We start from the raw sequence: 19,343 nt of genomic DNA, 5'->3' as shown, positions 1-19,343 counted from the left end.
TGATTTTTGACCAATGTCTCTGTCGCCCCCTATGGGGGTTATCCAAAGCCACCTTCTAAGAAGGTGTGATTTTTACTTCTGATCCAATTTTACAGACTTGAAAAAAACAATGCCGTATATAGGGATGTGGCTGCTTTTGAGGCAGACACCAAACCCAATAAAGAGATAATTGCCATTTTAGAAAACAATTGTTACGATTGCCACAGCAATAAAACCGATTATCCGTGGTATGCAGAAGTGGCGCCCATTTCTTTTTGGTTGAACGGCCATGTTAAGGATGGCAATAAGCATTTTAATGTATCGCAATGGGCAACATACAAGGATAAGAAAAAAGACCATAAACTGGAGGAATTGATAGAAGAGGTGGAAGAAGGCGAAATGCCTTTAAAACCCTATACGTTAATCCACGGAAACATAACTAAAGAGCAAAAAGAAGCGCTTATTTCTTGGGCTAAAAAAGCAAGGGGAAATTATCATTTGGAATAGATTTTTTTAGCAGTAAAGCTATTGCTTGATAGAAAAATAAATTTTCTGTTTTTAACATAGTGCTTATTAAACCATTCGCCTTCTATTCAGTCTTAACAACAACCTAATTAAAACTGTTAAGATTGAAGAGTTTCCTGTTACCAATAGTTCTGTTAATCCCAGTTTCAATATTTGCTCAAAAATTCACTTTAGAAGGGACAGTTAAAGACCAAATTGCCAATGTTTTAGAGGGAGCCACAGTATATCTTCAAAGTATAAAAGATAGTATTCCAATATCCTACGGAATCACCAATAAAGAGGGTAAGTTTTCATTACAGGTTAATACCGAAACCGATTCCAAAGCCATTTTCAATATTGCTTATTTAGGTTATAAACCATATAGACAAGTTATTGATGTGCCTAAGGGAAAAGAGCTAAACATGGGTTTTGTTACCTTAGACGATCAGGTTGAAGAATTAAATGTGGTATCTATTATTGGTAGAGCTCCTCCCATTTTAATTAAAAAAGATACCATAGAATACAATGCTGATAGTTTTAAAACCCTACCGAACGATAAAGCGGAAGATTTATTAAAAAAGCTGCCTGGTATTGAAATAGATTTGGATGGAAATATCACCATGAATGGTATTGAGGTTGAAGCTATTAATGTAGATGGGATGCGGTTTTTTGGAGAAAAAAAGGGAGATATTGCCTTAAAAAACTTGCCAAGTAATGTGATTAGTAAGGTACAGGTTACCGATTATAAAACCAATAGACAGAAATTTACGGGCGAAGAGTCCGATTCAGGAACTAAGGAAATAAACCTAACCATAAAAAGGGGAAAAAACAGAGCCATTTTTGGAGATGTAAAAGTGGGATATGGCACCGATGAAAAATACCAAGCAAATGCCAATGTGTTCCAATTATTGGATGGAAAACAATTAGGACTTATTTCTGGCACTAACAATATTAATATGTCTAAAGGCTTTAATGCACTTCCAGACACCGATACCAGCAATGGTTATATAGAATCGGACTTTGTAGGTGCTAATTTTACTAAAGGTAGATGGAACGAAACGCGCATGAATGGAAATTATAAATATAGCACCCAAAGTACTAATAGAGAACAAAAAAGCTACACCGAGAATTTTCTGCCCAATTTAAATTATATTACAGATTCTGAAAGTACAAGTTTTAACGATTCCGATAGTCATCAAGCAGGAGCAGATCTAAAATTTATTTTAAAACCAAAAAACAAGCAATCCAATAATAAAGTTCAAATATCCAATGAAACCGATTTTAGTGCTGAGAATTCCGAAACGGGATCTATAACAGATAAGCTATCACAAAGTATTAACGGCGATTTGGTTAGTAAATATAATTCAACAAACCAATTAATGTCCTCAAATTATCAAATAAAGAATGATTTTAGTATCACACCAATAACAGGTAAGGGAAGAGATTATTTAAATGTTGAATTAGGAACCGATTTCAGTAAGGGCAATTCCGATAGTAAAAAATATTCCGAAAATATACTCTATAATAGAGGTACAACCATTGTTCAGGATCAAATAAACAACACAAATGAATATAGTAGCGACATAGGTTTAAACGCGCTGTGGAGCAAAGAATTATTTTCTAACTTCAGAATTATTCCAAAATACAATGTGAGCATCCGTTCTCAAAATAATGAAACTTACATTTTTGATTATGATGAAACATCAACAGATTATGATGATTTTAATGAGATGTTAAGTTCAGATAGTAAATACATCACTACCACAATAATACCAGCCTTAAGATTGCGGTATGAGTATAAATATTTTCGTTTTGAAGTAGAAGGCGCCTTTACAAATACGTATAGAAATTACAAAGATATGTTGGTTGAAGCTCGTAACTTTAAAAAGGATTTTGAATATGTAACGTATTCAGGAAGAATTCGATACAAAGATAAAAATGGCTACAAAAATATTAATCTCAATTACAACCAACGGGTAGATTTGCCTTCTGTAAATCAATTACAGCCCGTTGAAGATGTTAGCAATATTACTCAGATTCGTGTTGGTAACCCGTTTTTAGAGCCAGAAATTAATCATAATATAAGTTTTGAATATCAAAATAATTTAGCATTTCATAACATTAATATCACAGGGAATGCAAGAGCGCAATTTATTCAGGATAAAATTATTAGCGCAACCATTACTGATGACGATTTAAATAAATATACCACTTATGCGAACATTAATGGCGATTATTCTTTTAATGGAAATACTGCCATTTCAAAATCATTCTTTAGTAAAAAAACAAATATTAATATAAATGCCCGTTTAAATGGCTCCTATAAAAACACATTGACTATACAGAACGCTATTAAGTTTACTGCTAAAACAACTACTATAAAACCATCATTGTCATTCAAGTATTCTTATGATAATAAATTAGATTTTAGTGGCGCATATAGCTACTCAACAAATAATAGTGTTTATGATACAGATGTTTTTAACGATAATATTTACTTTGTTCAAAATGTAGATTTTGAATCATCTATTTTCTTTATAAAAAATGTATTCTTGTCCAATAAAATTTCCTATCGTTATAACAGTCGGGTTGGCGATGATTTTGATGGTGATGCTATTTTTTGGAATGCAGGACTTGGAATGGAATTATGGAACAATAAGGCGACTTTAACATTGGTAGGTTACGATATACTTGGAAAAAATAACGGTTATAGAAGATCGGTAACAGAAACATCCATTCAAGATGTTGAAAATAATATTCTAGAGCAGTATTTTATGCTAAATTTTACCTACAAATTTGGAAGTTTTGCAGGACAGAAAATGAATGTTGGAGGTGGGCGTGATTCAAGACGTGGTGGCGGTATGAGAAGGAGATAATCATGGTAATAATTATGACTATTTTTTAATCATGAACTGGTTTAAACTTTTTTGATTGAAGCGAAAAATAGAGATTTTTTGATCAATTGAAGACTTTTTTTAAATGCATAGCATCGCTACGGAGTAAAAAAAAGACAAAAAGTGAGTAAAAAATATCATTTTGCAGCCAATTGAAAAAAGTTTAAACCAGTTCGTTATAATTAGGTAATCCAAACCAAAAAAATGTGTATATTTGCACGCAATTATAACGTAATTGCACAATGACTGCACATCAAAACAAAATAGTAGGAGAAGGTTTAACTTACGACGACGTTCTACTGGTTCCAGCATACTCAGAAATACTTCCGCGCGAAGTCAATATCCAAACAAAATTTACTAGAAACATCACTATTAATGTGCCTATTGTTTCGGCGGCCATGGATACGGTTACCGAAAGCAAAATGGCCATTGCCATGGCGCAAGAAGGTGGCATTGGTGTTTTGCATAAAAACATGAGCATTGAAGCGCAAGCTCTAAAAGTAAGAAGAGTGAAACGCGCCGAAAGTGGGATGATTATAGACCCCGTAACCTTACCGCTTACTGCCGTTGTTAAAGACGCTAAACAATGCATGGCAGAATACGGTATTGGAGGTATTCCTATTGTGGATGATGAAGGCACCTTAAAAGGCATTGTTACCAATCGTGATTTACGTTTTGAACATGATAAAAAACGACCCATAGTTGAGGTTATGACGAGTAAAAACTTGGTGACTGCTTCCGTGGGAACGTCTTTAAAAGATGCCGAAATCATTCTGCAACAGCACAAAATCGAAAAATTGCTTATTGTTGATGATCATTATAAATTGTCTGGGTTAATAACGTTTAGGGATATTACAAAACTAAGCCAGAAACCCATGGCCAATAAAGATCAGTATGGTCGATTACGCGTTGCGGCCGCCATTGGTGTTACAGGCGATGCGGTTGAAAGAGCCGAAGCATTGGTCAATGCCGGTGTAGATGCCGTAGTTATTGATACAGCACATGGCCATACCAAAGGTGTTGTGAGTGTTTTAAAAGAAATAAAAACAAAATTCCCGCAATTGGATGTTATTGTTGGCAATATTGCAACAGGTGCCGCCGCTAAATATTTGGTAGAAGCAGGCGCCGATGCCGTAAAAGTGGGTATTGGTCCGGGTTCAATCTGTACCACGCGTGTGGTGGCAGGTGTTGGGTTTCCGCAATTTTCAGCAGTTTTAGAAGTGGCTGCAGCTATAAAAGGCAGTGGTGTTCCTGTAATTGCCGATGGTGGTATTCGTTATACAGGCGATATCCCAAAAGCCATTGCCGCTGGCGCCGATACGGTAATGTTGGGATCGCTGTTGGCAGGGACCAAAGAATCTCCGGGTGAAACCATTATTTACGAAGGGCGAAAATTTAAGTCCTATCGCGGCATGGGTTCTGTGGAGGCCATGAAAGAAGGTAGTAAAGACCGTTATTTTCAAGATGTTGAAGACGATATCAAGAAATTAGTTCCTGAAGGTATTGTGGGGCGCGTTCCCTATAAAGGCGATTTGTACGAAAGCATCCATCAGTTTATTGGTGGACTGCGTGCAGGTATGGGCTATTGTGGTGCTAAAGATATTGCAACGTTGCAAGAAATTGGTCAGTTTGTAAAAATCACATCAAGCGGCATTAATGAAAGCCACCCACACGATGTAACCATTACGAATGAATCGCCTAATTATTCGAGGTAGTTTTTGGAGGTTGGCTTATCGAACATGGCTTGACGAAGGTGGGCAAATCGAAGTAAAATGTTCAATTTAACACAAATTTTCAATAGAATTCCACTGCTCAAATTTATTCCAAAAGCCCCCTTTTTCCAAACCCATGTTATGCGTTCGTGCTATTAAGTCTGCAATACCATAATTGGTTACGATATTTGAAAACATCTCATACTTGCACTGCCGAATTGAAAACCTTCAAACAGGTATTTTACTTCTTCTGTTTTGTCAGCTAATCCAAGTGTGTAAAGCATGGGTAAATAATGCTCGTTTGTCGGATGTGCTAATTGAAATATACTTCCAAGTTGCTCATAATTTACAAGTGCCTTAAAATCCTGACTGTTTAATTTTGATTTCACTATTTCATCAAATTCAATTGCCCAGTCTAAAGGTTTAGCATTAACATTATTCCAATCTATAACTTTTAGGTTGTGAACTATGTTTCCGCTGGCAATAATCAAGACACCCTTTTTCCTCATTTTTTTTAAAGAATTTGCTAATTGAAAATGGTAGTTTGTCGGTTGTGAATGGTCAATACTTAATTCAAAAACTGGCACATCTGCTTTAGGATATAAATGTTTTAAAACAGTCCAAGCTCCGTGGTCGAGTCCCATTGCTTGGTCTTCTTCAATATGATAATTTGTTGCTGTTTCAATTGCTTGTCTTGCTAATTGTGGATGTCCTTTGGGTTCGTATTTAATTTGAAGCAAGCGGTCATCAATATTTCCAAAATCATATATAGCTTTAGGTTGTGCATTAACAGAAACAAAAGTTCCCTTGGTTGTCCAATGTGCCGAAATTATCATAATGGCGTTGGGTTTTTCAATACTTGCACCAATTTTACTGAGCGTTTGAGTAAAATCATTGTCAAGCAATGCATTGATTGGGTGTCCATGTCCAATAAATAGTAACGGTGTTTTTTTTGTATTTGAAAAATGGGCACTAATTTTTTCAAACGCTTCAAGTTTCATGCTTGCTCCTACGAGTGGGAGCGAAGCCATGGTTTTTAAGAATTGTTGTCGTTCCATTGCCGAATTGATTTTGAATAACATCACTATTTATTGGTTATGCAAAGTTGGGGCTTATGCAATGGCTTTTCGTTCACATAGGTTAATAACGTATCAATCCTATTTTTTCTTTAGAAGGTTTTGTCGGATGCGACTTAGTGATTGTGGCTTGATGCCTAAGTACGATGCTACTAAATATTGAGGAACTCTTTGAGGGAGGGCGGGGTTATTTTTTATTAGCGTTAAGTAACGCTGTTCTGCACCTTCACTAAAACTTTTGGCTATTCTTTGCAATGAACTCAAATAGCCATTTTGAACAAGTATTCTAAAAAACAATTCAAATTTTGGAATTTGCTCACAAGCTTTTTCAAAATCAATATGTTTCATTGCAAACAGCGTTGATGGTTCTAAGGTTTCAACATTAAATATGGATGGGTTACCACTAAAAAAACTATACATATCTCCAGTCCAATAGCCTTCCAATCCAAATTGAACAGTATGAACTTCTCCTTTTTTATCAACAATGAAAGTATGTGTCGCACCAGAATCAACAAAATATAAATTACGGGAAACTTGTCCTTCTTTTACAAATTGCACTTTACTTTCTAATTGAATAGGAACAAACCATCTACTTAGTTTTTCATATTCTGCCTCAGTCAGTTTTTGATTTATTTTGGCTTCAATATTTTCGCGAATATTATTTTGCATTGTCCAGGTTAATTAATAGCTGTCAGTTTCGGGGATGTCGGTTGTCCAAGCATGGCGCATAATGTTAAGATATGGTTGTGTTTCAATGAACTATATCGTTCAATAAGCCAAGGTAGCTGAAACTTTTTCAATGTCAAGTTTTCAAAATTTATATTTAATTCCTGTTTCAAGGAACATAAACCTGCCCACGATGCGGTTTTAAAGCATCTCGTAAAGGCTTCATCTCATCTTCATCCACAACTAAAAATGCTATGCAATGTAGGTCGTTTAAAGCTTCAAAACCTGTAATGTTTATGTTTAGTTTTTCACTTTGAATATATTCCTTTAAATGGATTTCATGGTGTTCTGCAATTTTGCTGGCGTCAGGACCTCGAAAATCCCATATTAATTTTAATTTCCGCATCGGTTTTAAATATAAATGATTGTTGAAAGGTAAAAATATATAATTAAAAAAACGTAATATTTTATCTTTTTAATCGTTTGTTAAACCTACTTGTATTATAGCTTTATATTAGTATTTTTGTGCAAACTTTAATTTTATTTTCAAATGAATTTGAGATCTCTATTTATTTTATTTTTTGTATTTTCAATGACACATGTTGGTGGTCAATCAGTTACTAATGACGTGCTTTTTACGGTAGATGGTGAACCCGTTTACGTGTCGGAGTTTTTAAGGGTTTACAATAAAAATTTGGATTTGGTTCAGGATGAATCCCAAAAAAACGTGGATGAGTATTTAACACTTTTCACCAATTACAAACTCAAATTAAAGGAAGCCAAAGCACTGGGCCTAAATGAAAAACCATCCTATATTAGGGAGCTATCGAGTTACAAAAAGCAATTGGCTAAAAATTTCATGTCTGATACCAAGGTGACTGACGAGTTGGTAGAGGAAGCTTACAACAGGATTTCAAACGATGTAAAAGCCTCCCATATTCTGATAAAAATACCCGAAAACGCAAGTCCAGCAGATACTTTGGCTGCATATAACAACATTATAAAATTACGTGAAAGAGCCTTAAAAGAGGGTTTTGAAAAAGTACGGCAGGAAGTGCACAATGGGCAAACGGTTTTTGGTGAGGATTTGGGCTATTTTTCAGGTTTTAGAATGGTCTATCCGTTTGAAAGTGCCGCTTTTAACACGAAAGTTGGCGATATTTCGCAACCGTTCAGAACCCAATTTGGGTATCATATTGTAAATGTGCAAGAAAAACGAAAATCTAGAGGCGAGCGTACCGTTGCACATATTATGGTGGTAAAAAAAGAAGGCGATTCCTTAGCGGAAAAACCAGAAGATAGAATACAGGATATTTATAAAAAATTAAAGCAGGGCGAAGATTTTGAAGCCTTGGCGAAACAGTTTTCAGATGACGGTAATTCGGCGCCAAAAGGAGGGCTGTTATCGCCTATTTCCGGAGGTCAAATAAACTCTGTAGAATTTGAAAACGTGGTTTTTGGGTTGAATGACATTGGCGATATTTCAGAACCATTCCAGTCGCAATACGGTTGGCACATTGTTAAATTATACGACAAAAAACCCATTGCGCCTTTTGAGGATATGAAACCTGAGTTGGAAGAAAAAGTGAAGCGCGATGATCGGTCTAAATTAATAGACAATGCTTTGTACACAAAGCTTAAAACTAAATATAACGTACCAATCAAACAGCCTGCTTTAGATTATTTTGCATCTATTTTAAATGATGATTATTTTAAAAGAACATGGGTAGAACCCGCTAAATTGGATGAAAAAAAACCATTTGTGAAAATAGGTGAGAAGCAATTTACTTATAAGGATTTTGCCGATTATTTAGCCATTTCTCAAAGTAAGAACGAAGCTAAAATGGATTTTAAAACGTTGGTTGCAAATAAATATGAGGCCTTTTTAAACGAGAATTTAGTAACATATCAAGAGGATGCATTAGAAGGTGAAAACGAGGAATTTGCAAATATCGTGGCTGAATATAGGGATGGGTTATTGTTGTTCGATTTAATGGAAACCACTATATGGAACACCGCACAATCCGATTCTTTGGCCATTGAAAACTATTATAATACCCACAAAGCCAAATATGTATTGCCCAAAAGGATTGATGCCGTGGTCGCTTCTTCAAAAGAACAAAAAACGCTTAAAAAAGTATCTAAATTGCTGGAAAAAAACATGGCTTTAGACCAAATTAAGGGACTTGTGAACAGCAATGATAAAATAGATGTTATTTTTACATCTGGCATTATGGAAGCCAATCACCAAGCTTTACCTGATGGTTTTGAGTTTAAAAAAGGGGTTTCAAAAATATACAACCATAATGGTGCCTTTGTAATAGTTCAAGTTAAAGAAGTGCTGCCCGAAACCCAAAAAACCTTTGAGGAATCCAAAGGTGCTGTAATAAGCGATTACCAGAATTTTAAAGAAGAAAAATGGCTAAAGGAACTGGCCGATAAATATAAAGTAGAAGTAAACCAAGAGGCTTTAAAAAATGTAAAGACTCAAATAAAAAACCAATAAGTGCGCTATAAAATCATTTCGTTTTTTCTTTTTTTGATACTATTTTCCTGTAACTTTTTTTTTAAGCCAACCGAGGATGGAATCCCAGTGGCCAGAGTAAATGATACGTATCTATATTATGATGATATTAAGGACTTGGTTTCTGAAGGCACCCCTAAAGAAGATAGTACTTTGGTAGTCCAAAATTTCATCAACCGTTGGGCTACACAACAGTTGTTTGTTGATGGTGCCCTGGTTAATTTAAGTGAAGCCAAACAAGAGGAATTCAACAAATTGGTCAATCAATATAAAAATGATCTATATACAAAAGCCTATATTGAAGCCTTGGTGCTGCGCGATATGAACACGGAAGTTACTAAAGCCGAAGCCCAAGCTTATTACAATGCTAACAAAGACGTTTTTAAACTTAATGAGGAGCTCCTTAAATTCCGTTATATACATTTAGACCCAGACATCAATAATTACAAAACCATTGAGGACAAGTTTAGACGCTACAATTCCAAGGATAAAAAAGAGTTGGAAGCCATGTCCATTCAGTTTAAATCCTATTCATTAAACGATACCATTTGGATAAAGGCGAGTCAAGTTGTTAGTAAAATTCCTGCCATTACCCCCGAAAATAAAAACCAACTGTTAAAAAAATCTAATTTTGTACAGCTCAAAGATTCATTAGGAGTATATTTGATGCAAATTAATGATGTTTTGTTGCGAAATGATACGGCGCCGTTGGAGTATGTAAAACCTACCATAAACCAAATCGTTATTAATAAAAGAAAGCTTGAGCTTATTAGAGAATTAGAAAAAGATATTACTAAAGATGCCATTAAAAATAAACAATTTGAAATTTATAAATAATTTGAAACACATCGTGGTTTTATGCATAGCGTTGTTGGGTTTACATGTTATGTCTGCGCAAGAGGTCATTAATGAAGAAGAAGTAAAACCTGAAGTTAAAAAAATAGACTCCACAAAATCGCAAAACGCCAGAAAAATAGATGGTGTTGCCGCTGTAGTGGGCGATTTTATTGTTTTGGACTCTGATGTAACCAAAGAGAGATTACAATTGGAAGCCGGTGGATATGATTCAAAAGACATTACAGATTGTGAATTGTTCGGCAAGTTATTGGAAAATAAACTCTATGCCCACCACGCTATTCAAGATAGTATTGTGGTTTCGGATGCCGAAATTAGAAAAAATGTAGATTACCAAGTTGAGCAATTTTTAACCCAATCGGGCAAGTCTATGAAAGAACTTTTGGAGTTCTATAAAAAAGAGGATGAAAAATCCTTTAGGGATGAAATGTTCGAGATCAATAAAAACAATCAGTTAGCGGCAAAAATGCAAGCTAAAATTGTGGATAAGGTTGAGATAACCCCAGAAGAAGTCCGCCAGTTTTTTGATAAGATCCCTAAAGAGGAACGCCCCACTTTTGGCACCGAACTTAAAGTAGCCCAAATAGTTGCAGAACCTAAAATTTCAGAAGAGGAAAAACAGCGCGTTATCAATAGGTTAAAGGAATTTAAAGCAGATATTCTTGAAAACGGCGCCAGTTTTCGTTCTAAAGCGTTGTTGTATTCAGAAGATCCAGGATCGGCAAGTAAAGGAGGAAAATATACTTTAAACAGAAAACAGCCCCGAATGGTTAAAGAGTTTAGGGAAGTAGCATTTTCACTTCAGGAAGGTGAGATATCGGAACCATTTGAAACCGATTTTGGCTACCATATTATTCAATGTGATAAAATAAGAGGACAAGAATACGATGTGGCTCATATTTTATTATCGCCAAAAGTATCTGTAGAAGCAGTAAATGAAGCAAAAGATCGTCTTGAAAAAATAAGGAAGCGTATTGTTAACGGCGAAATATCCTTTGCCGATGCTGCCAGGGAAGCCAGTGATGAAAAAGAAACCCGTGGTGATGGTGGGCAGTTAATAAACCCAACCACACAAGATTATAATTTTGAATTGACCCGGATGGAACCAGAAATGTATTCGCAAATTCAAAATTTAAAGGATAACGAAGTAAGTCTTGTTTTAAAAGAGGAAGACAGAACCGGCAAAGTTAAGTTCAAAATTTTAATGGTTACCGATAGAGTTGACCAGCATGAAGCAGATTATGCACGCGACTATTTAAAAATAAAAGAACGAGCTTTGGATGCAAAAAAGATTGATGCGATTGCGAAATGGCAAGAAGACAAGATATTGGATACCTTTGTGAAAATTAGCGGCGAGTACAGAAATTGTGAATTTTCCAGCAACTGGTTAAAGAAATAAATATGTCTGACGTAGCTGCCATTGAACAATTTGTAAAACGTTATAAAGATTTAAAAACCGAAATAGCCAAAGTTATTATTGGTCAAGATGCGGTGGTCAATCAAATATTGATTTCTATTTTTTCTGGTGGCCATTCACTATTAATTGGCGTTCCGGGGTTGGCAAAAACCTTAATGGTAAATACCATTGCCCAAGCGTTGGGTCTCGATTTTAAACGCATTCAGTTTACCCCCGATTTAATGCCGAGTGACATTTTAGGGAGTGAGATTTTAGACGAGGATCGGCATTTTAAATTCATAAAAGGGCCCATTTTCGCTCATATTATTCTGGCAGATGAGATTAATAGAACACCTCCAAAAACCCAAGCAGCCCTGTTGGAAGCCATGCAGGAGCGCGCGGTAACCGTGGCTGGAAATCATTATAAATTAGAATTGCCTTATTTTGTTTTGGCAACACAAAATCCCATCGAGCAAGAAGGCACCTATCCGCTACCTGAAGCGCAATTGGACCGCTTTATGTTCGCCATCAATTTGGATTATCCATCTTTTAAGGAAGAAGTAGAAGTGGTAAAAGCAACCACTTCGGATCATACGGCGAAGGTAAATCCTCTTTTTTCAGCCAAAGAAATTACAGAGTATCAACACCTGATACGCCGTATTCCGGTTGCTGATAATGTGATTGAATATGCTGTTGCCATGGTGGGCAAAACCAGACCAAATAGCGATTCGGCAAATGATTTGGTTAAAAATTACATCGATTGGGGAGCAGGCCCCAGAGCCTCGCAAAATTTAATATTGGCTGCAAAAACACATGCCGCCATTCATGGCAAATTCTCTCCGGACATAGAAAATGTTCAGGCAGTAGCGCATAGTATTTTACGACATAGAATTATTAAAAACTACAAAGCTGAAGCAGAAGGTATTTCTGAAATGCATATTATTAAGAGTTTGTTCTAGTTTTTAAAGTTAAATCTTTATTAAATCAGCATTAATAATCTCAAAATGTTGCAAAAAACAAAATCATATTAATTTAAAATGTGACTATTACAAATTGCTATGGCGTTTATTTGTATTGCTGGCTTTATTTTTAGAACTTTAGATTAATTTCGTAATTTGCATAACTTTAAAAAACCAAAAATAAAATAGAAACTATGGCATTTGACATTGACATGATTAAAGGTGTGTACACTAAAATGGCTGAGCACGTTGATAAAGCCCGTGAGGTTGTAGGAAGACCATTAACCCTTTCTGAAAAAATATTATATAATCACCTTTGGGACGGCATGCCCACAAAAGCATTTGAAAGAGGAAAGGATTATGTGGATTTTGCACCAGATAGAATTGCATGTCAAGATGCTACGGCCCAAATGGCCTTATTGCAATTTATGCAAGCCGGAAAAAGTAAAGTGGCAGTGCCAACAACGGTACATTGCGATCACTTAATCCAAGCGAAAGAAGGTGCTGCGGTCGATTTGAAACACGCAAATAGCGTAAGTAGTGAGGTATTCAACTTTTTGGAATCTGTTTCCAATAAATATGGCATTGGTTTTTGGAAACCAGGTGCGGGAATTATCCACCAAGTAGTTCTAGAAAATTATGCGTTCCCAGGAGGGATGATGATTGGTACCGATTCGCACACTGTAAATGCAGGTGGTTTGGGAATGGTGGCCATTGGTGTTGGTGGCGCCGATGCCGTAGATGTGATGGCTGGTATGGCGTGGGAATTAAAGTTTCCCAAATTAATAGGTGTAAGATTGACTGGAAAATTATCTGGTTGGACAGCGCCTAAAGATGTTATTTTAAAAGTAGCAGAAATTCTAACCGTAAAAGGAGGAACTGGAGCAATTGTTGAATATTTTGGACCAGGCGCAACTTCCATGTCCTGTACAGGTAAAGGAACCATTTGCAACATGGGTGCTGAAATTGGGGCAACCACTTCTACTTTTGGATATGATGAATCTATGGAGCGTTATTTACGTGCAACCGATAGAGCCGATGTTGCCGATGCAGCCAATAAAGTAAAAGAATATTTAACCGCAGATGCTGAAGTATATGCAAATCCTGAAAAGTATTTTGATCAAGTTATCGATATCAATCTATCGGAATTAGGCCCTTTATTGAATGGACCCTTTACACCGGATTTATCTACTACAGTAGGTAAAGCCATGAATGAAAAAGCAACAGCTAACGATTGGCCCATTGCGGTGGAATGGGGATTGATTGGTTCTTGTACCAATTCATCTTACGAAGATTTATCGCGTGCTTCTTCAATAGCACAACAAGCATTGGACAAAGGATTGAAAATGAAATCGGAATTAGGCATCAATCCAGGTTCTGAACAAGTGAGATATACCGCCGAAAGAGATGGTATTCTACAAGTGTTTGAAAAATTGGACGCTAAAATATTCACAAATGCTTGTGGCCCTTGTATTGGGCAATGGGCACGTTATAGCGACCCAAAAAACGCACCTAAAAACAGTATTGTACATTCCTTCAACAGAAACTTTGCAAAGCGTGCTGATGGAAACCCTAATACCCATGCATTTGTGGCTTCACCAGAAATTACAGCAGCTATTGCCATTGCAGGTCGTTTGGATTTCAATCCGATGACCGATAAACTTATCAATGAAAATGGACAGGAAGTGATGTTTGAAGAACCAACAGGATGGGAATTGCCACCAAAAGGTTTTGAGGTAAAAGAAAATGGGTATTTGGCCCCTGAGGCAGATGGAAGCCACGTCAATGTAAAAGTTGCTGAAGATTCGGAAAGATTGCAATTATTAGAACCTTTTGAACCTTTAGGCAATACCATTAATGGCGCTAAATTATTAATTAAAGCATTTGGAAAATGCACCACCGACCATATTAGTATGGCGGGACCTTGGTTGCGTTTCCGTGGACATTTGGATAATATTTCCAACAACTGTTTAATTGGTGCCGTAAATGCCTATAACAAAAAAACAAACTTTGTTAAAAACCAGTTAACTGGCGAATTTGGTGGTGTTCCAGATGTGCAACGTCAATACAAAGCAAAAGGAATTAAAACCATCGTGGTGGGCGACCACAATTATGGTGAAGGATCTTCAAGAGAGCATGCTGCTATGGAACCTCGGTTTTTAGGTGTCGCTGCGGTTATTGTAAAATCGTTTGCACGTATCCACGAAACAAACCTTAAAAAACAAGGGATGTTAGGGTTAACATTTGCCAATGAAGCGGATTACGATTTAATTAAAGAAGATGATACATTCAACTTTATCGATTTAAATGCATTTGCGCCAGATAAGCAATTAACTTTGGAAGCGGTTCATGCTGATGGCAGTAAAGATTTAATTAAATTAAACCACACGTATAACGACGCTCAAATAGCTTGGTACAATGAAGGTTCTGCTTTAAATTTAATTAAAAGGCAAAATAACGCCTCATAATTTATACAAACCGACCTGCAAGGTTTCCAAAACCTTGTAGGTCTTTTTATAAAACAAAAAATCCAGCTTTTACGGTTGGATTTTTTGTTTTATGGAATTAATTAAAATCATTTATAATCGTATTTTTACCAAAACACTTTATATGAATTCCAGAGCAGATCAACTAAAAGCGTTCGATAGATTATTGACCATTATGGATGACTTGCGTGAAGGCTGCCCATGGGATAAAAAACAAACCATGGAATCTTTACGGCATTTAACCATTGAGGAAACCTATGAGTTGGGCGATGCTATTTTGGATAATGATTTGCAAGAGATAAAGAAAGAGTTGGGCGACGTGCTGCTTCACATTGTTTTTTATTCCAAAATAGGGAGTGAGACCAACGTTTTTGATATCGCTGATGTTTGCAACGGCATTTGTGAAAAATTAATAAATAGACATCCTCATATTTATGGCGATGTAAAAGTGGATAATGAAGAAGATGTAAAACGAAATTGGGAAAATTTAAAACTAAAAGAGGGTAATAAAAGTGTTTTGGAAGGCGTGCCGAACAGTTTACCAGCCTTGGTAAAGGCCAATAGAATTCAGGAAAAGGTTGCAGGTGTCGGTTTTGACTGGGAAGAGCCCAATCAAGTCTGGGAAAAAGTACAAGAAGAATTGGATGAATTTAAAACTGAAGTAGCTTTAGGGAATACAGATGCCATGGAAAGCGAATTTGGGGATGTTTTATTTTCGATGGTAAACTACGCCAGATTTTTGAATATCAACCCAGAAAATGCTTTGGAACGTACCAACAAAAAATTCACAAAACGTTTTCAATATTTAGAAGAAAAAGCAAAAGCCATCAACAAACCTTTAAAGGATATGACACTTGCCGAAATGGATGTTTTTTGGGAGGAAGCTAAAAGTCTTTAACCCCAATAAACCGGTTTTTAGCAGGTAAGTTTTTCGTTATTTCAAATTTATTATATATTTATTAAAATTATTAATTGTTATAAATTTTTTTAATGCGTAATTATAGAAGTCTCACAATATTTTATATTGTGTTTTTTTTGCTTTTAACCAATATATCATGGTCACAAAATATAGCACCTGTACTCACAGCTATTGGAAACCAACCCTATTGTGCAAAAACCCAGATTAACATTGTTACTGATTTTAATATAGTGGACCCCGATGATACTGGAATTGCAGCGCTTTTTGTGCAAGTATCAACCGGTTATGTTTCTGGAGAAGATACGTTGCTGCTTTTAAATTCGCATCCCAATGTTGTCACATCATGGAATGTTTTAGAAGGGAAATTAACCTTAAGCGGTGTGGCATCTGCACCCGTTACTTATATAGATTTAATAGCTGCCATAAAAGATGTTGTTTTTCAGAGCACTGGCAATAATCCTTCGGACAAGGCCTTTTCAATCACTATTGGAGATGCTAACTATTTGCCGTCAACGGGCCATTATTATGAATATGTGCCTTCTTTAGGAATTACTTGGACCAGTGCAAAAATAGCTGCAGAAGCAAGAACTTATTTTGGAATACCTGGGTATTTGGCAACGATTACTTCGGCTGAAGAAGCCCAATTATCTGGTAAACAAGCTGCGGGCGCCGGATGGATTGGGGGTAGTGATGCCGCCGTTGAAGGTGTTTGGAGATGGGTTACAGGTCCGGAAAATGGCACTGTATTTTGGAATGGTCTATCAAATGGATCTACCCCCAATTTTGCTTTTTGGAACACTAACGAACCCAATCAAGCGGGGGATGAAGATTACGCACATATTACGGCACCTGGCGTTGGCATACCGGGGTCTTGGAACGATTTAAGTAATACCGGAAGCTTAATAAATGGCAATGCTTACCAGCCTAAAGGGTACATCGTGGAATATGGAGGATTGCCCGGAGACCCTGTACTAAATATATCGGCAAGTACAAAAATATATACCAATGCCATTACCAATGTTAAACCTGCTTCAATTTGCGGTAGTGGCATGCTTACTTTGGAAGCAACACCTTTGTACGGTACCGTACTTTGGTTTAATTCTGCCACAGGAGGAATTCCTATAAATACAGGATTAACATTTACAACACCCACTCTAAACATTACCACCACATATTATGCTTTGGCATCATTAAATGGTTGTACTACTGGTGATAGAACACCAATCATAGCAACCATTAATCAAATACCAACGATAGTTTCAACCGTAGGCAGCTTGATTTGCGATAGTGGCTCAGGAACTTTATCAGCCACAGCTTCGGCTGGAGTAATAAATTGGTACGATGTATCAATTGGTGGTTCCGTTTTGGGTACAGGAACAACTTTTATAACCCCAACTCTAAACGCAACCAAAACTTATTATATTGATGCGACTTTAAATGGATGCACTACTTTAATGCGTGCTCCGGTTACGGTAACAGTTCAAAAAACACCTTTACCGATTGCTAATGCATCGCAACGTTTTTGTGATATTGAAAATGCAACTGTTTCCAATTTAACTATAACCGGCAATGCTGTTTTATGGTATGCAAATGCTACCGGTGGAACACCTTTAAACAATACAGAATTATTAAAAACCAATACCACCTATTATGCTACGCAAACCATTAATACTTGCGAGAGTGCCAACAGGTTGGCGGTTAATGTACTTATTGATGAAACCGTTATAATACCCGCAACCATTCCTGTTTTAACCGCTTGTGATACGATGACTGATGGCGACGATACGAATGGCCTTACCATTTTCGATTTAACACTAAATGAAACAATTTTGCTAAACGGAAAAGCGGCGAGCGATTATACCTTTTTTTATTTTATGGATACCGCTTACAGCATTCCCATACCTACAGCTTCCAATGCATTTGTAAATACAATTCAAGGTGGACAGGCCATATATGTTAGAATTGTAAATATCAACAACAATTCATGTTTTACGGATACTTCTTTTAATATTCAAGTGAAGGATTTACCTGTAATTCAACCTTCCATAGTTTTTAAAAACTGTGATGAAGACGGAATTCCTGATGGCTTTACTTATTTTAATTTGGAAGAAGCGCATGATGTTATTACCAACAATAATTCTTCAGGTTTAAATTTTTCGTACTATACTTCATATAATGATGCAGATTCAGGAAACAATGAAATTCCATCCATAATAAATAACCAAACAACAAGCACCATTTTCGTGCGGGTTGAAAACAATAATGGATGCCATAGAGTTGCAACCGTTACCTTGCAAGCGTCAACAACTTCTTTTCCTTTGGGCTACGTTGAAGAATTACAATCTTGTGATGATGATATCACTAGTGACGGAAACCATGTATTCGATTTAACACAGGTTTCACCCTTATTTATTTCACAATTCCCTGCGGGTCAGAATCTAAGTGTGCATTATTATAAAAACTTAAATGATGCGCAGTTAGAACAAAATGAAATTTTATCTCAAACAAATTATATCAATAACACCCCATTTTCAGAGATTCTTTATGTACGTGTTGAAAGTGGTGATAATGGCGAATGTTTTGGTCTTGGTCCGCATTTATTATTAACCGTACATCCAAGGCCAGAGTTTGAAGTTGATCAAACCGAGGTTTATTGCTTGGATAATAATCCCATTTCTTTATTTACTTATAACCCAAACGGAAACTATACATACGAGTGGCGAGATGCAAATGCTAACTTAGTTAGTGTATTGCCAAATGCCACGGTGTTTTCAGCAGGTATTTACACAGTTATTGCTACTTCAATTTTTGGTTGCGAATCGTTTCCTGTAACTTTTGATGTTGTGGAATCTGCCATAGCATCCATAGATTTAGATGATGTTACCATTGTGGAATTATCAAACAACAACAGCATCCGTATTAATAATGATAACAATAATTTAGGTATTGGGGATTATGAATTTGCTTTGGATGCTATTAATGGCCCTTATAAAGATGAACCGTATTTTGATAGAGTAGGTGCTGGTGTGCACACCATTTATGTTAAGGATAAAAATAAATGCGGTATAGCAGAATTGGAAGTTTTTATACTGGGTTTTCCCAAATTTTTCACACCCAATAACGATGGAAGTAACGATACATGGAATATTAGAGGATTAGGAACCGACTTTACTGAAGCCTCTTTAGTTAAGATTTTTGATAGATATGGAAAATTGATTAAACAAATCAGTGGAAAAAATGATGGTTGGGACGGCACTTTTAATGGTAAACGCCTTCCAGATTCAGATTATTGGTTTGTTGCCCAACTCGTAGAGATTTCCGGAAATATTAGAACTTATCGAGGGCATTTTAGTTTAATTAGATAACAAAAAAC

At 36.2% G+C, this 19,343-nt stretch carries 13 protein-coding genes; 10 read left to right on the top strand and 3 right to left on the bottom strand.

Annotated features, from left to right (window positions below; all coding sequences use genetic code 11):
• The first annotated feature begins 78 nt into the window (after positions 1–78).
• From ACU1LP_RS09585 to guaB, 3 genes are all read left to right on the top strand, one after another.
• The gene (locus tag ACU1LP_RS09585; protein ID WP_445736158.1) at positions 79–486 is read left to right on the top strand and encodes a heme-binding domain-containing protein; all 408 of its coding nucleotides are present in this window, start codon (positions 79–81) and stop codon (positions 484–486) included.
• A 122-nt stretch (positions 487–608) separates the two neighbouring features.
• Complete coding sequence (locus tag ACU1LP_RS09580; RefSeq protein ID WP_445736157.1) at positions 609–3,359, top strand: outer membrane beta-barrel protein; 2,751 nt, start codon at positions 609–611, stop codon at positions 3,357–3,359.
• A gap of 260 nt (positions 3,360–3,619) precedes the next feature.
• On the top strand, positions 3,620–5,092 hold the full coding sequence (gene guaB, locus ACU1LP_RS09575) for an IMP dehydrogenase (RefSeq protein WP_445732623.1): 1,473 nt from the start codon (positions 3,620–3,622) through the stop codon (positions 5,090–5,092).
• Between the two features lie 176 nt (positions 5,093–5,268).
• On the opposite strand, the gene ygiD is transcribed toward guaB, so the two are convergent.
• From ygiD to ACU1LP_RS09560, 3 genes are all read right to left on the bottom strand, one after another.
• Complete coding sequence (gene ygiD, locus ACU1LP_RS09570) at positions 5,269–6,147, bottom strand: 4,5-DOPA-extradiol-dioxygenase (protein WP_445732624.1); 879 nt, start codon at positions 6,145–6,147, stop codon at positions 5,269–5,271.
• 99 nt (positions 6,148–6,246) lie between these two features.
• On the bottom strand, positions 6,247–6,834 hold the full coding sequence (locus ACU1LP_RS09565; protein ID WP_445732625.1) for a Crp/Fnr family transcriptional regulator: 588 nt from the start codon (positions 6,832–6,834) through the stop codon (positions 6,247–6,249).
• Between the two features lie 166 nt (positions 6,835–7,000).
• Entirely contained in the window at positions 7,001–7,237 is a 237-nt protein-coding gene (locus ACU1LP_RS09560; RefSeq protein WP_445732626.1) for a hypothetical protein, read from the bottom strand.
• A gap of 144 nt (positions 7,238–7,381) precedes the next feature.
• Here ACU1LP_RS09560 and ACU1LP_RS09555 point away from each other — a divergent pair, with 144 nt between their 5' ends.
• The 7 genes from ACU1LP_RS09555 (at position 7,382) to ACU1LP_RS09525 (ending at position 19,335) form a co-directional block, all read left to right on the top strand.
• A complete protein-coding gene (locus tag ACU1LP_RS09555; protein ID WP_445736156.1) occupies positions 7,382–9,337 on the top strand; it encodes a peptidylprolyl isomerase in 1,956 nt (651 codons plus the stop codon).
• Positions 9,338–9,424: 87 nt separating this feature from the next.
• Positions 9,425–10,192 carry a peptidyl-prolyl cis-trans isomerase gene (locus ACU1LP_RS09550; protein WP_445736155.1) on the top strand — a complete coding sequence of 256 codons (768 nt, stop codon included), beginning with the start codon at positions 9,425–9,427 and terminating at the stop codon, positions 10,190–10,192.
• Positions 10,155–11,609: a peptidylprolyl isomerase gene (locus tag ACU1LP_RS09545; protein ID WP_445736154.1), complete on the top strand. Its 1,455-nt coding sequence runs from the start codon at positions 10,155–10,157 to the stop codon at positions 11,607–11,609. Before ACU1LP_RS09550 ends, ACU1LP_RS09545 begins: the two co-directional genes overlap by 38 nt.
• 2 nt (positions 11,610–11,611) lie before the next feature.
• Positions 11,612–12,565 (top strand): AAA family ATPase, encoded by a 954-nt coding sequence (locus ACU1LP_RS09540; protein WP_445736153.1) that lies wholly within the window; start codon positions 11,612–11,614, stop codon positions 12,563–12,565.
• Positions 12,566–12,759: 194 nt separating this feature from the next.
• Complete coding sequence (locus ACU1LP_RS09535; protein WP_445736152.1) at positions 12,760–15,033, top strand: aconitate hydratase; 2,274 nt, start codon at positions 12,760–12,762, stop codon at positions 15,031–15,033.
• A 142-nt stretch (positions 15,034–15,175) separates the two neighbouring features.
• Positions 15,176–15,949: a nucleoside triphosphate pyrophosphohydrolase gene (gene mazG, locus ACU1LP_RS09530; RefSeq protein ID WP_445732796.1), complete on the top strand. Its 774-nt coding sequence runs from the start codon at positions 15,176–15,178 to the stop codon at positions 15,947–15,949.
• 92 nt (positions 15,950–16,041) lie between these two features.
• Positions 16,042–19,335 carry an Ig-like domain-containing protein gene (locus tag ACU1LP_RS09525; protein ID WP_445736151.1) on the top strand — a complete coding sequence of 1,098 codons (3,294 nt, stop codon included), beginning with the start codon at positions 16,042–16,044 and terminating at the stop codon, positions 19,333–19,335.
• The last annotated feature ends 8 nt before the right edge of the window (positions 19,336–19,343 follow it).

Source organism: Mariniflexile sp. (assembly GCF_052728615.1).
The sequence above is the reverse complement of the archived record's forward strand: the minus strand, read 5'-3'. Positions and strand labels throughout refer to the sequence as shown.